The organism is Bacillus cereus group sp. BfR-BA-01522 (genome assembly GCF_022662635.1).
In the GTDB taxonomy this organism is placed as follows: Bacteria; Bacillota; Bacilli; order Bacillales; family Bacillaceae_G; genus Bacillus_A; species Bacillus_A cytotoxicus.
Map to the genome: position 1 here is coordinate 125855 of NZ_JAKUDY010000007.1, position 17595 is coordinate 143449.

Below are 17595 nucleotides of genomic sequence, written 5' to 3' on the forward strand. Positions count from 1 at the left end.
TTATAATTTACCGTTGGCTTTTAATCTCGCGTATAACTCGCGACCAACGTCTGCTAAATCCTTCGGTTCTGGATTATCTCTTTTCGAATTACCAGGCGAAGGATCGGCGCCACTCCCTAAAGGTAAAACTACTGATTTTACGGACTCCAACGATTGTTGCAATTCTTCGTCCGTCTCGCCTTTTAACAGGTCTTTGACTAAAACGATTTGTTCTGGCGCATAATTAGCGCTTGCTAAAATCGCCTCTTTTTTAGCGTCCAGTGCTTTTGCTTTCTGCTGAGCTAATTGTTGCTGTAAGTTTTCATACAGCTTCTTGTAATCTTCTTTCTCTTTTAATCGTTCCTGCTCTGCCTTTTGACGTTCTTTCTCCGCCTTTTCATCAGCTTCTGCTTTCGCTTTTGCTAAAGCCTCGTCAATCATTCGCTGAACATCTTCGTCAGTATGCTTCGGTGTTGGTGGGTCTTGCGGGTCGCCAGGATTAGGGTCTGAAAAGTGTTGTAAATTCCCTAGGCGTAGTCTGAATGACGTTTTCTTTCGATTTACTAATTTCATTTATTCACTACCTCCATATGGATCAGTTATTTGTTTTCGTCGTTGTTGCTCGTTTGAAATTTCCTGTTTCTTAGCGGTGATGTTTTCTACACCTAAACGGTTCATCGCGCCAGCAATGGATTCGAATCCTGCTGTCGTTTCTTCTGTCAATAGTTCGACTAGTTCTTTACGATTATCTGGTAAAGGAAGAACAAATCGAATCTCATTGTCATAGTTGTCACCGATAGCTTTCACTACTTCTCGGTCGTATCCGAATTTAGGTCGGTCAACCCTCGCTTGTAAGTATCGGATTGTCTTTTCGTGTAATTCTTCCAAACGTGGTCCCCACGACAACCAATGCTCTTCGGTTTCTTGGATAATATCATGGAACAGTACGTGTAATGTCTCACTGTTTAATCCCCCGAAGTTCATTTCGGACGGTACGATTTGTGGTAACGAAGTGATTTCATGTAACGCTCCTTTTACCCTTGCATACTGATCCTTAAACGCTTCTTTCCAACGGAAACCACCTTCGACTTTTTTAATGTCGGGCGTTTGCCCGTCCATTCCGCCTTTTGCTTCAAGTACAGCACCTGGGGCGATTTGTAATTTATTTGCTGTTCCTTCAGGTACGTTCAACAAGGCGGTCATTGAGAACATTTCAAATTTAAGCGAGTCAAGAGCGTCTTCATTCATGCGGTTTAATATATCCGTTTGCTCTTTCATATCGTCAACTTCCGTGTTATTTGCGTCAGAAGCACTTAAATCATTAACAGGAAACAGAACTACTGGAATGAAGTCAATACCCATTGCCGTTTTAGGTTGAATTTCCTTGACAACTTTCAACGTTTTATCGTAATAGGCTTCTTCCAAGTAACACTGCCCTTCTTCGAGACTAAACGTTTGTTTATAGATAACTTCCTCATTATTTAGACGTTTAAAGTTAACGAAGTGTACCGCTTCTAATTCATCATAATCGTCATCTGAATAAATCGGGATAACTTCAGTATCTGGACGGAAAACCCACTTGATTTTCCCACTATTAGGATTAAATACGATTTTACAAGCGACTCTACCAACGATTAGCCTATCCCTTGCTGCTTGAATCAGTTTTTCGCGCATTTTATTTTCTTTCCATAGCTTGTACAACAACTTTTCGTAACTGTCTGCTCGCTGGTTTTCAGTTATTTGTGCCTCGGATGGCTTGTAGTCCATCTGTAGCATTTCCTCGATTGAATCGATCTGCATCGGAGACACAGAAATACCATGTTTACCCGCCATTTGCCAACGCGCCTTCTCGTTAATCATAACTTTAAAATAATTCGTAGCGTAACGAGTTGGGTCATAATCTAATCCGTCTGGGCGTGGTAATTCTCTAGCTCTTACAAGTTGTCCGGTATTTGGGTCAACGTGCTGTTTTCCGTCATAATACTCGTAGTAACGAATTTGTCGGTTGATACGATCCCACGTTTCTTTACCAATAGCCTGTTGCCATGGCGAAAATAACAGTTCGTCCATGTCAGACGGATTTAATATGTTGTAGTCTGCCATAGGTCGATTCATAGGCTACCTCCTTTCTATCTCATCCTTTTTCTAATCGTTCTTACAATTGTGTTACTATTGCTTCCTGTCGAAACCGCCATGTGCAAGGCGTCAGGTCCGTCGTCATGGTTGTGATTCGGATACATCTCTAACATTTCAAGTAGTAATCGTTGGTCCCGTTTAAATCGGATACGCCCCGCTTGAATGTCCGGTAATAATGACTCAATACGTAAGGCTTTGCGCGTTCTTTGTTTAATTTGTTTCATGCGAGTAGACGACGGGTAACCGGCTTGTTGCAATGCTTGCGATAACTTATCCGCAAACCATTCTTGCGCCTGTTGTGCCTCTACTGCAATGCCCGAGTATTGATACTGTAATGACTTCTCCACCGCTTTTTGTAACAAAACATCGGGATGCACACGCTCAATAAACGTATCAACGACATAAAAAATACCGTTAGGTGAGCGCCCGACGGTTAAAATAACAGAATAATCGCCTTTTTCCTTACCCATGGCGAAGTCTATCCCGCAAAAATATTCTAATTGCTTGTTTTCTACATCCTTATCAGTCCAGTACGTGAAATACTCAGGTTTAAATACTTGCGACTCCTCATCGACAGGGTTTCCGAGATATTCTTGATTGAATGCCCTAGCGCCCATCGATTCACGTTTTTCCATGAAATACTTATAATCATATGCTTGCGGCCATAGTACCTGCGTTCCGCGTAGCATTTCGTCTTTATTTGCTTCGTAAAAGGCATCGGCTTGGTCTACTGCGTCTTTTTCATCTGCATTGTAGAGCTTTCGCCATTCTTCCCATAAATCTTCCCGCTCTGACCACGATAAGATAGCCGGGAACTTACGTGATATAAAATCTTTACGCTTAGTAAGTACGTGGTTTAACAACGAATCATAGTGAACGATCGTGCCCATGTAAACGCAAATACCACCGAAACCCAACGCTTCAATCATTTCTGAACGAAACCAATGCAAGTTTTTCGCTCGCAACTCCGGAGTATTCGTATTTTCTCCGCTTTCTAAGTCATCAAGGATAAATAGGCCTGGACGCTCAGATAAATGACGCAAGCCACGCATCTGAGTCCCGATACCTTTCGCTTCTACTTTCGTGCCAGTAGACGTAATAAATTCGTATTTGTTATCGACTTCGTTCATGGACGGCTTCGGGTGCAGTATTCCACCGAAATCCTCACGTAGCTTTTCGTTAAACTTGAGTTGGTTTACTGTCCATTTAATGAAGTCACCTGCTACGTCTGTAGTTTCGGAAACTTCTACAATATACTTCTGCAATCGATAGACTACTTGATGACACAGATAAGAATTCGAAAGGTAAGCGGTCTTTGCATGACGTCGCCCTACCGACCAACCTACATTACTTTTCGTTTTTCCTTCAGTAATATCGTCGAGTAACGAACAAAGCGTCCGGTGAAAGTCTGCTGCGGTTGCTAACGTCTGCCCTGCCGGAATCAAATTCGATTCGTTGTCGGGGTTTAGTTCATCGGAAAAGTATTCGTAAGTAAAACGAAGTACGTCGTGCTCGCAAGCATGCACGCGTTGTAACTTTTCCAATTCGTCCTCTAATGCTTCCCATTGTGTGACGTCGTGTTCTAGCAAGTCGCCTTTTGAAGCGAGTTTTTCGTATTCTTTTCGTAATAATAAACGATCGTTTATCGCTTGTTGGCGTTCTTGTCTAGCTAGCCATTTACCGTCAAGCCACGCCATTACTGCCCGCCGCCCGTACGCTCTTTTAATCGAGCAAGACGTTCTTCCATCGATAAACCGCCGTCCGCCGATTCCGTCTTAACTTCTTGTTTGTCGACTAATAGACCGCCAAATTTATAGAATAACTCGATACCTTTCATCGAACCTTGTCCTTTTAACATCATATCGAGATGCTTTTGCATGACGTCAGGTAGGTGCGACATGAAAGCATCCGAAGAAAGTAGATTGACGTATTCGATAAAGTTGCTGTCACGATGCCGCCACGTATAAAGCTGACGTACACTGATATTCGATTTTTCAGCGATTTCTTCGAGTGTTAAGCGTACTTGTCCGTTTTCTTTTGCTTTCGCTAATTCTTCCGGATCATCAATCGTACTTGCTTTTGGTAAGAATTTATTAATCGATAATAAAGTTGCTGCCGTAATTTGTTCACGAGTAAGTTGCGTCTCAAGGCGTCGTTTTTTATCGCTCATGTAACGTCCTCCTTTCCGTTTTAAACACGAAAAACGTAGACAAAACTCTAGCGTTTCGACTACGCAAATTAATTGTAGTGTATTTGTATTCGTAATAGATTACGTTTATAGATTCCGAGTAAGTTATCGGTAAAATAGACCCGAGGTTTTAAAATTTGTAGGAAATCATTCGGGCCCTGCGCGCCGTTGTTCATTTCGAACGCCCCCGGGGCTTTTTAATCCGTAGGTTTTATGCAGGATTTTATTCATTATTAGTTTACATAATTCACGTTATACGAAGTAATCACCTTGGTTACAAACACGCATAAACCTTGTCATATCAACGTTTGTACTACTTACCGCTATTGCATATGATTTATATCGTTTATGCATAGATTACAAACGTTGATATCATGCGGTTTATTCATCGAGTGAATAAAGAAATAATGAATACGTTATACAACATTAGGGTCGAAGTTTTCGAGGCGTCTTCGTCGTGAATGCGTCGCCTGGTAATTCGGAAATACATAGCGTCCTGTTGACGTAATACTAACCGAGTTTCTTCCTATTATATAGGACGTTATTCATCGACAAATAACACGACTTCCGATATACATAATAATCCACCGATATAAACAACCGTCCCACCAATATACCTATGTCTTATCTTTATTACTATTTAGCGGTGTATCTTTTATACAAGTAATTAATCGACTATATATATAATATAGTAATTCTTTTCGATAGAAAAGGATTACCGGTAAGTATGAACGATAGTGAATACTTACCGAATATCATTTAAGGTTTTATTCTTTTTGTCTTTTTAGGCGCTTAATCTTTTGTTTGTTATTATTACGTTTGTTATTATTACGTTTGTTATTATTACGTTTGTTATTATTACGTTTGTTATTATTACGTTTGTTATTATTACCGTCACTCTACAGTGATTTACCTAAGTCACTCCTCGGTGATTGACCTAAATCACTCTACAGTGATTAACGGTATAACTCGTCTAAATTTCGTCTAATCTCATCGTCAGTCAACGACGAATAGTACAATGGAAAGTATAACTTATCTCGTTTATTTGTTGTATAGTCATACGCTGTTTTAATCAAACCAACCGCTACCAAAACGTTTGATAACTTCGCAATCCTATTACGTCCAATGCCCGTTTCTTCCGCTATCTTATCGACCGAAGGAAACGCACTCATATAACGATCGTTCCCTTTGTCCCCGTTTACATACGCTAATAAGTACGAATATAACTGTGCAATAGATGCATTCGCTTTATCGTACTCCCTTGCGATAGGAATAATTCTACGCCATAAATCGTGCGGTATTGGTGCATTACCCGTTAACCCATTCTCTGGCGTTATTGCGTATTCTTTTCGTTGGACAGCTTCGTTAGCTAAATACTCAAATTTATTCGACATACGTATCATCCTCCATATAAAATATATTCGATATAACCTTGCGTAAAAAAGCTACTTAGGTTTATTCGCTGCCCAAGTAGCTAGTGCTTCGTCTAATTCTGGCGAACTCTTATACTGCCAAAACTTACGTAATGTATTTTCATTTAGTGCCATGCAGATATAACGTATGCCGCGCTCTCGTAAGAATACGTGTAACGCTGGCGAATAACAATAGAAATACTCTTTGTTTTCCATATATAAAACCTCCGATAAATTAAAGTAAAATAAAAAGGCGGTCGCAATGACCGCCGTAAGTTTACGTTATACTCAAGTACTCACTTACCGTAGTTACTCGGCTTGTAAGTCCGTCTTTTAAAGTATCTTCGAATTCGTAATTGTATTCGCCCGCCTCTTCGTACGTCTCGAATAGTAAAATATCCGAACGTCCTTCCATACATAGCAAATACGTTTTACCTTCCATGTCTTTAATTTCGATCGCATAATTACCTACCATACTATCGTCTCCTCTTCTACTAAAATACGTAAAGGGTGGACGGAGCTACCCGTCTTATTCGTTTCCTTTGAAAATAAGAAAAACGGTGCAATCCGTAGATAAACACCGCAATTCAAATTTGACGATTTCCCATCACCTTTCCTGATACAATTTCACTATTAAATTTGTAGTTGAGACGATAATTTTTTAATCTTTTTTCTAATATAAAGTAAATATTAACAACATCAATCAACGCTTTAAACGGACTTGTTAACTTGTGTGTTTTTATACGTGATAGTAAGCTCTTCGATTGACCGACATATAAACCGTCCTACTTTCGTCGTAGAACGCGTATACTCCACCAGGACTAAGATGAAATGTCTCGGTATAATCGTCTAAGTCGTTTATATTAAAGTCTAAATCTACGTCAGGCATCGTTATTTGTATCGCCAATAAAATACCTCCTAACAGGTTGTACTTTCGTAAACTCTCGATATACTTTGTGACGTCTCTTGTTACGTGATCTCGTATTATAATCGATAAGTAAGTTTTCATTAACTGAACGTTCTCTACGTTTTGGGATACGGTGGTCAATTCCGCCTAGTCCGATAGTTGAATACGCATGTTTTAACGATATCTCACGATTGCCCGCTTCTTTCTTCGCTTGGTGTACACCGTGCTTACGTCTTTTGTATTGGGTTTCACTTAGGAACGGATAGTCAGACTGACGTGTTTTCCACGCGGTGTCATCATGTAACTCTTCATACAAAAGTAAATCAGTGAGTCGTTCTAATTGAAATCTATCAGGCCGCTCTCCTACCGCTTCCACATAAGCGTCTGTGAGCGATTTAATTTTTTTCGCACGGGTAATCCTATTACTAATCGTCTCAGAATCGCTTTCTCGGCGAGCGGTGATTAGCGTATTTACGTACGTTTCAAATTGCGTTTTGTAATCTCCGTTGGTATTGAATGTATACTTCGTATTTTCATTCATACTGCGGCACCTACATTTTCTTTTACTCTGATACGTTCATTTCCGATTTCTGTATAATGGCTATCTATTTCAAAGCCGATAAAGTTCCGTTGGTTATTTAGAGCCGCAACTGCCGTAGTACCACTCCCCGCAAACCCATCGAATACAACATCTCCTACATCACTATTATTTCGAATAAATACCTCCAGTAACTCAATCGGTTTTTCAGTAGGGTGTACTAACTTGTTTCCGGGAACTTTCGCGCAATTCATTACGTCAGGTATACGTTTTTCACGGAACAATGAACGTCCCTTATGTCCAAATAAAACGAATTCATGTTTAGGAGCATAAGCCCCTCTTAAGTCACCACTCCCGTGATTGTTTTTATTCCACACGATGCTATTTTTTAGTTTGAACATTTTTTCGAATTCTCTCTTAAAGAAATCAATGTGATGCCAACTACAGAACATATAAATCGCTGAATCATCTTTTAAGATTCGGTGATATTCCTCAATGTAAGAAATAAGTAGTTGTTCAGCGCCCTTATCGTTCTGAATGTGACTAAACTTTTCCGTTTTTGTACGTTTGTTACTACGATAATTCATTAAGTAAGGCGGGTCTGTTACGATTAAATCTACTGATCTATCTTCCATTTCTTTCATACCTTCAATACAATCCATATTATAAATTCTACCCATCTCTAACGTCATACTAAGCCGCCTCCACTTCGTCACTTTTCACTTTAACTACCGTCAATTTATAACCCTCGTCTTCCCAGGCCCATCTCTCAAACACTGCCGCTATCTTCTTCGCTAACAACCGCTTATACAAATTAACCGTAGGTGCCGTTATACCAAGCGAGACCGCCACGTCCCGCTGTTTTAAGTCTTCAAAGTACACTAAGCGCAAGACTTGACGCTGCCTATCCGTCAAGTCCGCGGTTGAGATTGCCGTCTCTAAATCGATTAGTATATCCGATGCAGCGTAATCGCCGTTAAATCTACGCTCTTGCATATAGGGTAAATGTCGTAGTAATAAATCGAGTGATTTCGGGTTGTCCAGTGCGTAGTTTTGCTCAATGCGACGGTGAGCCGCTTCGTTGTCGTATTTACTTACGCCCATTTACTCACGCTCCTTTTTCCGTTACATAACGACTGCCTATCTCGTTATATAATTTAGGATTTATTTTATACTCGCCATCACTTTTATCGAAATACAGAACGCCTAACTCTAGTAATGGTTTTGTTAGCCGATCTAATTGTCTATGAATTCTTGTATGTTTACGGTAGCCACACACGTAAAGATTTTCTTCTCTGTTATCGGTTTTATCTAAATTAATGTGATGTACGACTTCTTCTCCCTTTATTGGAAGTCTGCCTAACATTCTCTCCGCCACGAGAGTATGCTCGAATACATATCCTTGTTTATCTGCCCTTTCATGATCTGGTTTCCATATTCCGATATAACCATCACCCTTCGAAATACGACCACCTTTCCACGACGGGTGATTCTCGCCGACACACTTTCTAATCTCAATACCGTTCCTTTTTAAACATCGAGTTATCGCTAAAGTGCCTTTTCTTAAATCTTTAGCGATAGAAGTTGCTGATTCCCCACTTTTATATCTGCCGCAAATCTCTTGTTCTAACTTCTCGTCATAGCGTTTAGTCAAGGTAATTAATCAACTCCTTACCGATTGCTTCAATTACAGGTACACTGACTGCATTACCGGCTAACTTATAAAGTTGTGAGTTCGATATACCAGCGCCAACTAACTTATCAAACTCGGAATCTGGAAAGCCTTGTAGTCGGAAACATTCCTTTGGAGTTAGTTTACGAATCCTATATGAAGATGTAAGTGTCGCTTGATTACATGATGTCTCTAGCGTTTGAGCAACTCCTTTGCCGACGCGGTCGCGTCGGGTTTTACTATTTGGAAACTGAACGTTTATTGAATCCCCAACCTCTGCGATTACATATCCTTGCTTCGTTGCCTCACGGATTGCCACTCCGTGTCTGTCTTGTGCGGTTAATGTAAACGAAGGTTCGTCGTTCTCTTTGAATCTACGCCCGTTTTGTCGTTTTTCGATACGATCGGGCGCTAATACAGGTCGGACTTCTTCTAAAATATGAGTATGCATTTTCTTATCAATTCGTGGTCCTGCCGTATACCTTGAGGTGAGACAAAGTGATAAGTCTTCTCCTCTAGCGATTACTTGAGGCTCCGCTATCTTCGGTTCAGTATTACCTCCGCCCATTGTCGTTAGTGTTGGTGAAACACCCTCCGTGCTATAAACGCGCTTGATTGCGTCATGACCTTTTATATCGATGCGACCAACCATTTGAGGCCCAACAATATGTGTTCGTCTGTGCCTGTTTAGTGGAATATCGCTGGGCCCTATACCTTTAGCGTAACTAGCATCCAACGTTGGCGATATATTTTCCTCGGTACAAAGACCGCTAATCTTACCGTCTTGATTTATCGGGTAATTATCATGTAGTTGCGCCACCAGCTTAGCCGTCTTCTCTTCGCTAAGATAATAACGCTCGTCCACTTCGTCTTCTAAAATATCTCGTAATCTAGTCGTTACTACATCTTGCGTAGGCCAGTCAAAGTTGAATGTTTTTACACCCTCGTAAGATGAGATACGTCGCTTACCTTTTGCAACTACATTATTACCTTCGATTTTCCACGACTCTGTTTCCCCGTTCAAAACACCAATGATAAAAATCCGTTCACGATTCTGCGGTACTCCGAAATACTTCGAATTCAGTACATTGAAATCTACCGTATATCCAATGTCATTTAACGTTTTAATAATCGTATCTAGTGTTTTACCTTTATCATGCGAAATAAGTCCTTTTACATTTTCCAACAGTAGTAGTTTCGGTTGCTTTTCTTTAGCAATACGTGCAACTTCGAAGAATAGCGTTCCTCGTGTGTCATCGAACCCTAATCGTTTGCCCGCTACCGAGAATGCCTGGCAAGGAAACCCACCTACTAAAAGGTCATGATTTGGGACATCTTCCGCAGCGACTTTCGTCACGTCACCTACTGTTTTATGACCGTAAAGCACCTCGTAGGCTTGATTTGCAAATTTATCAATCTCGGAGGACATAACGCATTTCCCTCCGAGTTTGTTTAACGCTTGTTCGAATCCACCTACACCGGAAAATAATGATACGTATTTAAAAGTCATTGAACCGCCTCCTCAAATAAATACTTTGTAAACCGATCCTGCCCATTCTCTAACTTACCTAACGAATCCCAATTCTTTAAACCGTGTAATCTACGAAACTCATTCGCCTTGTTCGCAACCCACACCATGTAATCCCACGTTTGCCATTCGTCACCTTCAGATAAGTTGTGCGCTTTACAAAATGATACGAAACGAGGTTCACACTCTTCTAAATTTGTTACTTTCACGTTATAACAACCTCCGTTCAATTCCCGTTTGCTCCAAAATAAAGTCGATTTCGTCGTCGTAAAATCCACGCCACTTCTTAGCGTTCATTTGCTTTAATAACGGTAAAACCAATTCGGCTGGCACATGTTTTGTTTCCTTTGTACTTCCGAAAATACCAACGTAGAAATTATCATTACGTAAATTCACGTATTGGTTACCGTACCTTAAATGCCATGTAGGCGTTTCGGAATTTCGGTCGCGCCAGTACGCGCAGTTATTGCCGTTGAAGTATTTGTAATAAAAACCGTCGTCAGTTCGTTTGCCTACATCGTCGCCGCTATAACCTTGCGCAAATGGGATAGCATTCATATCCTTGTAACCTTCGTACACCTTTCCGCTATTTACGAAATAATTCCAAGGAGTTATATTCCATTCTTTAGCATCCCATCTACAGTTAATTATTTCGATATCATCTAAAACGGAAATGATTTCTGATAAATCAGCGTCAGTATAAAAAGGACGTTCCTTCGATACTTGATAACGTACAAAATAACGATGCTTTGACGCTAGTTTTCTGTGATACCCTTTTATTAATTTATTACGTACTTTTGGTTCATATCGATTAAAAACGTCCATTTCCGGTAAGTAATAACGTTTCATTACACCGCCTCCTAAAGTCCTAATTCCACAGCAAACTCTCCCATATCAAACCCAACTACTTCCTTTCCGCTAGGAAACACGGTTACAGGTGCGCTCATATACCCCTTGTCCGCCATCCAGGCAGCATGCGATGGGTCTTCGTCGATGTTACGAGTTTTATAAGGTACGTTAGCGGCGTTTAAGCTCCATAAAACTTGTTTGCACGTTGGACACGCGTTCTTTGTGTATACGATTACGTTTGTCATTTTGTTTCCTCTTTTCTGTATTTAATTGGCTTCTCTAAAGCGTCTATATACGAATAGTTATTTCGAGTTATTCTTGAGTGTATTGTGTAGTAATTTAGATTTAACTCTTTGCACCATCTTTTTAATGATTGCGTTTTCCCTTTGTAATTTATCAATATAGTATTTCGTTTATTGTTAGCTTGTACATCCCGAGTAGCCCATCTACAATTTTCCGGTGAGTACCCCTTATTCACGTCAATTCTATCTATAGATAATCCATCTTTGTACCCATTCGCTAAAGCCCATTCCATAAAAACTAAATAATCAGCTTCCCATTCTTCAATTACCTTAATACCTCTTCCACCATAATCTTTAAAAGATTTATTTTCAGGATTATTACAGCGATCAAGTATTCCTTTATACACTCCGTATAGTTTTGTTCTTCCAAAACCATTCGAATAGTTTAAGTACTTTGCATGTTCAACCACTAAACAACCACATGACTTTATATCTCCTCTTTTTACCGTCCTACCTTCTTTAACGACTTCATTTCCACAATCACATTTAAATTTCCAAAGAAACGCTCCTCTATCTGATTTTCCTACGCATTCGATAGCAGTCAATCTGCCGAACTTTAATCCAGCGAGCTCTAACTTACCTATATTGAAACGCCACCTTTCTGTTTATAAAATAACTCTCAAATCGCTAAAAGCATCTGCCATAATCTCCTTATTACTAACCGACTGCACTCCGATATCTCGCATAATCGCATCGAACTGACCATACATCTCCCCGATAGTACCAACGTTATTAATCTCGTAATCTACTTCGAAAGTATCGATATGACTTTCCGTTTCATGTGCCAGGTCAGCTTCGGTAAATACATCGCCCGCGCTGTGCGCCCTACCAATACGTAAGTCATCCGATGCGTTTACTCGGATAATTATAAAACCTTCTTCTCGTAACCACTGATACTCATTAGGCTGTCTCACTCCGTTTACTAACACTTTTGGCTTGTGATTCACTTTGTTTAACGAATCCTCGAAACAATATTTGTGTACATTATCCATCGTCATCTTTACCCAAATATCCGGATCAATCTCACGTAACCACTGACCGAACTTTTGATAATAAGCGCGTGGTTTCGGGTCTCGTGGGATATGCGGAAACAGTCGATGGAACTCATCCTTTAACACGGTGGAGAAGTCGAATTCCTTGAATCCGTACAGCATCCAAGCGTAATGAGATAACTCCGTTTTCCCAGAACGCGCCTTGCCCGTAATAGCGATTTTCTTAGCGTTACATAACAAATTACTCACGCCCTTTCGTAAAGGATTCAACGATTGCTTTAGCCGATCCGATGTCTAAAACGTTAATATTAATCGTAATGTTTTGCGGTGTACCTTGCGTCTGCGTTGTTTCCTTTAACTCGTCTATCTTTTCGTCAAGGAATACGATATCTTCACGTACTAAATCTAGCTGTTCGTCTAGTGCGTTAACACCGCCAATTGCTTTCGAAGCATCACTACGTGCGGATTCTGCCGTTTGTGAGAACGTTAGGATATTACGATGGTTTTCTTCCGTTCGTTCTTCTAGGCGTGTTAGTTTCGTTTTAATATCGTCAAGTATGTCAGACAAGTAAGGTAAATGGGCTGGAGTTTCACTTTCGATTGGTTCAACGATTACGAATTCGGATAATTTAAGATAATTGTTCCTGCCTTCCTTATCGACGAACCTTACTGCATTTACGTCTTCGTGATTACGACTAAGAATCTTAGTAAGTGTATGAACTTCACCCTCTTCGTAGCCCTCTCCATCTTCCCAAGCATCAACGACTAACACCGTATCCCCAATCGCTGGCTCTTTCGTCAACTCACGATATCTCTTTCCGTCAACCTCGTAGATATTTCCGTCTTTACTTTCGATTTTAACTATTTCCGCCATATTAACGTCCTCCTTAGTTAATTAGGTATAAAACGCTTAACAGTAACGACGGTGAGAAAATTACTATCGTTGTAATTCGTACTGCTAATTTGTATTTTTCATTCGTTGTTATCATTACAATAAACATTAATGAAATTGCGATAACTATCCACGCAAGTACCGTCATTTATTCGCCCTCCACTTCCGTTTTCAATTCGTCCCTAACCCGTCTATACTCCGCTTGTTTCTTCTGTAATTTCATGTTTAATAATTCGGCTTCTTCTTCCGTTCTGCATTTACGAAATTTACCATACATTTCGGATATCTCACGTTGTAATTGACGCATTTTTCTATTCGAATAGTAACTTACGTACTCTTCCTTGCAATTCGGACAGATAAAGAAGTGTTTGTCTACTCGGTTAGGTAGGTGAAGTTTATGGAAACGTGCGATAAATACGTGATTGCATGTTTCACATTGTGCTTTGACGGGCTTCATTATTTGACGCCTCCGTTTTCGAAATCAAATTCGAGCTGTCCAACCGCATAACCTTCCTTCGACGATGTGCCGTCCTGCCTTGCGTGATTCTCTCGATTCTTCTCTAGGTAAATTCGATAAACATCTTCCGATGATAACCCACATTTAAGCGAAAGACTGATTAAGAAATGCCACATGTCGATTACTTCGCCTTGTAGCGCTTCCTTATCGATTTCCTTCTCGTTCTTCCACCACTTCCAATTTACTTCACGTCTAATTTCATCAATCTCACTTTCCATTGCTAACGTGATACCTACAACCCACTCATCGATTGATTTATTGATGTTTCTTTCGGAGATGATTCGGTTATCTAGTTCGGATTGTAATTCGAATAACTCATTTAGCTTGTCGCTCATTGTACGTCCTCCCTTTGCTTACGTAAGAATTCTTCGATTAATCTAATACGTTGTTCAAAACGTTTTCTTGCGAAATTGATAGGAAACGGTCCGACTCCTTTTTGTGTGAGCGGCGGTGAAAATACGATTCCTAGTCGGTGGAGTACGTATTTCATTTAGTGACCTCCTTATACTCGCCTGTGCCGTCGCACCACTCACACGTTTCGGCAGGTATCAATTGATCTCCATCGTAAACACCACCAACACAACCATTTCCGCGACATAATGGGCATCTTGTGCTTTCACTCATTCCGTTTCCTCCTTCGTAATAATTCCTTTATCGATTAAATACGCTAACCCTATCGCACACGCATCGCTTTCATCACTTGTCTTAAACTCGCCCCACTCAACGTACTTCCTCACGCCAGCCTCGACCTCTTCCTTTTCCGCTCGTCCCTTGCCGAGTAGTTTCTTTTTAACGGAAGCCTGTCCGATACTATCATCGACTTTTAAACCGAAATCATTTAACGCACGGTCAACCGCATTCCAGGCGCTGAACACTGTGTAGTTCGTATGCGGTATTTTACTAGCGAATCCCTCTCGGACTATCAAATCGTAGGGCGCGTGCTTGCGTATGAACAAATGCGCCCATGATTCGATTGTTTTCGTACGTAAAGCGATTGGTTCGGTTGATTTCGTTTTAACGTGTGATACATCGATTAATTTCGGCTTGCTGTTGATTACGTCAATAACTGCGATTCCGGGTGAGCCTAATGAGGTGTCGATTGCTAGAGTACGGAAGGCTTTTTTACTTCTGGTCATATTAAGATACCCTTCCTTCTCTGGCCTTTTTTCCTCCAATAAGAACGGTTTGAATACATTGCCCTACATTTTCGGCAATATCTTGATCCAGCTTTAGAGATATAAGTATTTTCTTCTGTGTATTCATGACCTTGAGGACAATGCGTTTTCTTAACGTTTTCTGCTGACATCCCTTCACCACGTAGTAAATTTATCCTTTGTGTGACCTGTTCCAAATGTAGTGGATTTACGCATTTTCGATTTCTACACAGATGATCAATAACCATTCCCTCTTCAATCGGGCCTTTAAGCATCTCATATGACACTCTATGTGCAGGAGTTAACTTTCCATTCTTACTTATCTTTCCGTAACCAGTAGATGTAAGCGAAGCTGTCCAAACCCAGCATCCGTCCTCATTACTTTTATCAACTTTCTCCCAAAAACGTTCCTCAAATGAACGCCTCAACTACATCACCTCTAATTTCTTCGATTTTACGAAGTGCTTCTATATACGGCTTTTTCTTTAGATCGGATAAAGAAGACCTTTTTACTCTATCTACTTGCGCTTTAATCTCCTCATACTCTTCATCACTTAGCGACTGAGCACACGCTGTCTTAAAGTTATTAAACAACCAATGTTCGATATCTAGTTTCGGTGGCTGCTTCGTTTTTACAGCCGCCACAATACTAGCAAACTTGTCCAATACCTCGTTACGCATATCGTCCGTTATCGCAACACCAAACGCTCTGAAATCCGGATACTTCGCATAATCCTCTTCGCTCATATCCCATGCTTTCTTTGATGCATTCATGTAAAGCACGATGTAATAATCTAAGTCGTACATTAACGAGTAGCATGTAACTTGTTTGACGTGGTCGGCGCCAGGTTCGCGCAGTGAATATTCGGAAGTTTTACTGTAGGTAGTCTGTTTCGATTTAATTTCGAGTCCGACGCGTGTAATTACGCCATGCTCATCGATGTATTCTAAAATGCCGTCACACGTACCGATTAAAGCGAATTGTTGGTTATTGTGTTCGATTACCTTACGAGTTTTAACGAAATCCTCAAACGCTGGATAACCGTCTTTCGTACGTTCAAATTTAAAACGTGGTTTCTCACTGGTGAATTTTTCGTAATGGCGTTCCGCTAGTAAAATATCACGTTGGATTGCATCGCCCACTGACGTACCAAGAAATTGCCATCGTCTTTGCCATGGCTTCACTTCGGTTTGATCACGTGGACTTCGTAATGCCTTTTCGTAAAGCTCCCTCGGACATGAGTTAGCTGACGAAGGAGAGAAATACGGTAAACTTCGATAGTCTAAGTATCCGCCTTTTCTTAATACTCTCGCATAGCTTTCGTGGAGCCAAATATCCAACGAAGTATCATAAGGCTCCGAATAAGAATGCCATGTTTCGAGGAAGTTACGGAATTCCTCTGCGATTTCATAAGCGAATGTTTCCTGCGTATTCTGACGTAGTAATTGTGCTGCGTTAGTTTTCGTTGCGATAAGTCAACGCCTCCTAATCTTGATTTATTAAAACGATTGCCGGTCCGTTAACCACGATTCCTCCGACTTCTATCTTTTCGTAAGGCTCGACCTGAACGGTGATAATACCCTCTCGTCGCTCTAATTCCTCGCTTAGTTCTTTCGTTGATACTTCGGATAGGTTAATCATTTACACCCTCCTCTTCGTTAAACCATTCTTCGATACTAACTTTTTCTAACCATCGTTCTGGATTTATCTCAACGTCACATCTGACGGGAACTAGTAATTTAACTGCGTTTTCCATCGTAGTTTTTAATTCGAATAGAGCTTCCTTCGAAATATCTCTCGGACACTCGAATAACAATTCGTCATGTACCTGGAGTAATATATCTACGTTATATTTCAATAGTACGGGCTGTAAATCTACAATTGCTTTCTTTAAAATCGAACCGGCTGACGCTTGAATCGGAAAGTTACCAGCCATACGATCCGCACGAAAATGTAAGAAACGGTCTTTCGACTTGTACTCGGTGTGTAACCGACGTTTCCTACCGAAAATATCCGTAATGTAACCTTGCTTACGAGCCAATAGTTTCTGCTCGTCCATATACCGTTGAATCCCTTTGTAACCTTTAAAGTAGTTATCGATAATTGTTTGCGCTTCGGTTCTCGTAATGCTTAACGTATCGGCTAACCCTTTGTCGCTCATTCCGTATACAATACCAAAGTTAACCACCTTAGCTTGCTTACGGAATTTCTGCTCAGGTGAACCGTCTGTATCTTTGTTAGTTTCGATATCCTCATACGTGTATTTACCGTTACTAATCATCGCTGCCGTTGTCGAGTGAATGTCGCGTCCTTCTTTGAACGCCTTGATTAGTTCCGGCTCCTTGGCCATATGTGCCAAGACACGTAATTCAATTTGCGAGTAATCTATAGAAACGAGTATTTTACCTGCACTCGATGTAAACAGGTGACGTATTTCAGGACGTTTCGCGGGGATTTGTTGAGTGTTCAAAAAATGTTACCGTGCCGGAGTTTAACCGGCACTTCTTACGATTTACCATCTCGTAAGT

Annotated in this window: 27 protein-coding genes; all 27 read right to left on the bottom strand. The window is 40.6% G+C overall.

The window, feature by feature from the left end; all coding sequences use genetic code 11:
* The 27 genes from MR059_RS12415 to MR059_RS12540 all read right to left on the bottom strand — a co-directional run bounded on the left by MR059_RS12415 (position 1) and on the right by MR059_RS12540 (position 17537).
* Entirely contained in the window at positions 1–552 is a 552-nt protein-coding gene (locus MR059_RS12415) for a hypothetical protein (protein ID WP_210351308.1), read from the bottom strand.
* Positions 553–2094 carry a phage portal protein gene (locus tag MR059_RS12420; RefSeq protein WP_048723652.1) on the bottom strand — a complete coding sequence of 514 codons (1542 nt, stop codon included), beginning with the start codon at positions 2092–2094 and terminating at the stop codon, positions 553–555. It abuts the gene before it with no gap.
* A gap of 14 nt (positions 2095–2108) precedes the next feature.
* Positions 2109–3812: a phage terminase large subunit gene (gene terL, locus MR059_RS12425; RefSeq protein WP_242161791.1), complete on the bottom strand. Its 1704-nt coding sequence runs from the start codon at positions 3810–3812 to the stop codon at positions 2109–2111.
* A complete protein-coding gene (locus MR059_RS12430) occupies positions 3812–4285 on the bottom strand; it encodes a phBC6A51 family helix-turn-helix protein (RefSeq protein WP_242161792.1) in 474 nt (157 codons plus the stop codon). Before MR059_RS12430 ends, terL begins: the two co-directional genes overlap by 1 nt.
* Positions 4286–5259: 974 nt before the next feature.
* Complete coding sequence (locus tag MR059_RS12435) at positions 5260–5697, bottom strand: helix-turn-helix domain-containing protein (protein ID WP_242161793.1); 438 nt, start codon at positions 5695–5697, stop codon at positions 5260–5262.
* A 51-nt stretch (positions 5698–5748) separates the two neighbouring features.
* On the bottom strand, positions 5749–5931 hold the full coding sequence (locus MR059_RS12440) for a hypothetical protein (RefSeq protein WP_097891545.1): 183 nt from the start codon (positions 5929–5931) through the stop codon (positions 5749–5751).
* Between the two features lie 61 nt (positions 5932–5992).
* A complete protein-coding gene (locus tag MR059_RS12445; RefSeq protein ID WP_242161794.1) occupies positions 5993–6190 on the bottom strand; it encodes a hypothetical protein in 198 nt (65 codons plus the stop codon).
* 406 nt (positions 6191–6596) lie between these two features.
* Positions 6597–6998: a hypothetical protein gene (locus MR059_RS12450; RefSeq protein ID WP_242161795.1), complete on the bottom strand. Its 402-nt coding sequence runs from the start codon at positions 6996–6998 to the stop codon at positions 6597–6599.
* Between the two features lie 161 nt (positions 6999–7159).
* The gene (locus tag MR059_RS12455; RefSeq protein ID WP_242161796.1) at positions 7160–7852 is read right to left on the bottom strand and encodes a DNA-methyltransferase; all 693 of its coding nucleotides are present in this window, start codon (positions 7850–7852) and stop codon (positions 7160–7162) included.
* Between the two features lies 1 nt (position 7853).
* Positions 7854–8264, bottom strand: a complete 411-nt coding sequence (locus MR059_RS12460; protein WP_210351300.1) for a sigma factor-like helix-turn-helix DNA-binding protein — start codon at positions 8262–8264, stop codon at positions 7854–7856.
* 4 nt (positions 8265–8268) lie between these two features.
* Positions 8269–8814 (bottom strand): HNH endonuclease, encoded by a 546-nt coding sequence (locus tag MR059_RS12465; RefSeq protein ID WP_242161797.1) that lies wholly within the window; start codon positions 8812–8814, stop codon positions 8269–8271.
* On the bottom strand, positions 8807–10342 hold the full coding sequence (gene dcm, locus MR059_RS12470) for a DNA (cytosine-5-)-methyltransferase (protein WP_242161798.1): 1536 nt from the start codon (positions 10340–10342) through the stop codon (positions 8807–8809). Before dcm ends, MR059_RS12465 begins: the two co-directional genes overlap by 8 nt.
* Positions 10339–10569: a hypothetical protein gene (locus MR059_RS12475; RefSeq protein ID WP_242161799.1), complete on the bottom strand. Its 231-nt coding sequence runs from the start codon at positions 10567–10569 to the stop codon at positions 10339–10341. The genes dcm and MR059_RS12475 overlap by 4 nt, the downstream gene beginning before the upstream one ends.
* Position 10570: 1 nt before the next feature.
* A complete protein-coding gene (locus tag MR059_RS12480; RefSeq protein WP_087095121.1) occupies positions 10571–11209 on the bottom strand; it encodes a hypothetical protein in 639 nt (212 codons plus the stop codon).
* A gap of 11 nt (positions 11210–11220) precedes the next feature.
* Positions 11221–11454 carry a glutaredoxin family protein gene (locus tag MR059_RS12485; protein WP_048723674.1) on the bottom strand — a complete coding sequence of 78 codons (234 nt, stop codon included), beginning with the start codon at positions 11452–11454 and terminating at the stop codon, positions 11221–11223.
* Positions 11451–12056, bottom strand: a complete 606-nt coding sequence (locus tag MR059_RS12490; RefSeq protein ID WP_087095122.1) for a hypothetical protein — start codon at positions 12054–12056, stop codon at positions 11451–11453. The genes MR059_RS12485 and MR059_RS12490 overlap by 4 nt, the downstream gene beginning before the upstream one ends.
* Positions 12057–12116: 60 nt before the next feature.
* Positions 12117–12743 carry a nucleoside/nucleotide kinase family protein gene (locus MR059_RS12495; RefSeq protein ID WP_048723677.1) on the bottom strand — a complete coding sequence of 209 codons (627 nt, stop codon included), beginning with the start codon at positions 12741–12743 and terminating at the stop codon, positions 12117–12119.
* Position 12744: 1 nt separating this feature from the next.
* Positions 12745–13377, bottom strand: coding sequence for a hypothetical protein (locus MR059_RS12500; RefSeq protein WP_210351693.1), 633 nt, complete (start codon positions 13375–13377; stop codon positions 12745–12747).
* A gap of 13 nt (positions 13378–13390) precedes the next feature.
* Positions 13391–13543: a hypothetical protein gene (locus MR059_RS12505; protein ID WP_164468642.1), complete on the bottom strand. Its 153-nt coding sequence runs from the start codon at positions 13541–13543 to the stop codon at positions 13391–13393.
* Positions 13544–13852, bottom strand: coding sequence for a hypothetical protein (locus MR059_RS12510; protein ID WP_048723679.1), 309 nt, complete (start codon positions 13850–13852; stop codon positions 13544–13546).
* Positions 13852–14247 carry a dUTPase gene (locus tag MR059_RS12515; protein WP_048723680.1) on the bottom strand — a complete coding sequence of 132 codons (396 nt, stop codon included), beginning with the start codon at positions 14245–14247 and terminating at the stop codon, positions 13852–13854. The genes MR059_RS12510 and MR059_RS12515 overlap by 1 nt, the downstream gene beginning before the upstream one ends.
* The gene (locus MR059_RS12520) at positions 14244–14402 is read right to left on the bottom strand and encodes a hypothetical protein (protein WP_164468643.1); all 159 of its coding nucleotides are present in this window, start codon (positions 14400–14402) and stop codon (positions 14244–14246) included. The genes MR059_RS12515 and MR059_RS12520 overlap by 4 nt, the downstream gene beginning before the upstream one ends.
* 130 nt (positions 14403–14532) lie before the next feature.
* A complete protein-coding gene (locus tag MR059_RS12525; protein ID WP_242161800.1) occupies positions 14533–15048 on the bottom strand; it encodes a crossover junction endodeoxyribonuclease RuvC in 516 nt (171 codons plus the stop codon).
* Positions 15045–15353, bottom strand: a complete 309-nt coding sequence (locus MR059_RS22280; protein WP_396021799.1) for an HNH endonuclease signature motif containing protein — start codon at positions 15351–15353, stop codon at positions 15045–15047. The genes MR059_RS12525 and MR059_RS22280 overlap by 4 nt, the downstream gene beginning before the upstream one ends.
* 124 nt (positions 15354–15477) lie before the next feature.
* A complete protein-coding gene (locus tag MR059_RS12530; RefSeq protein WP_242161801.1) occupies positions 15478–16407 on the bottom strand; it encodes a hypothetical protein in 930 nt (309 codons plus the stop codon).
* Between the two features lie 145 nt (positions 16408–16552).
* Positions 16553–16708, bottom strand: coding sequence for a BC1881 family protein (locus MR059_RS12535; RefSeq protein ID WP_048723684.1), 156 nt, complete (start codon positions 16706–16708; stop codon positions 16553–16555).
* Positions 16701–17537 (bottom strand): DNA polymerase A family protein, encoded by an 837-nt coding sequence (locus MR059_RS12540; RefSeq protein WP_242161802.1) that lies wholly within the window; start codon positions 17535–17537, stop codon positions 16701–16703. The genes MR059_RS12535 and MR059_RS12540 overlap by 8 nt, the downstream gene beginning before the upstream one ends.
* Positions 17538–17595: the final 58 nt, after the last annotated feature.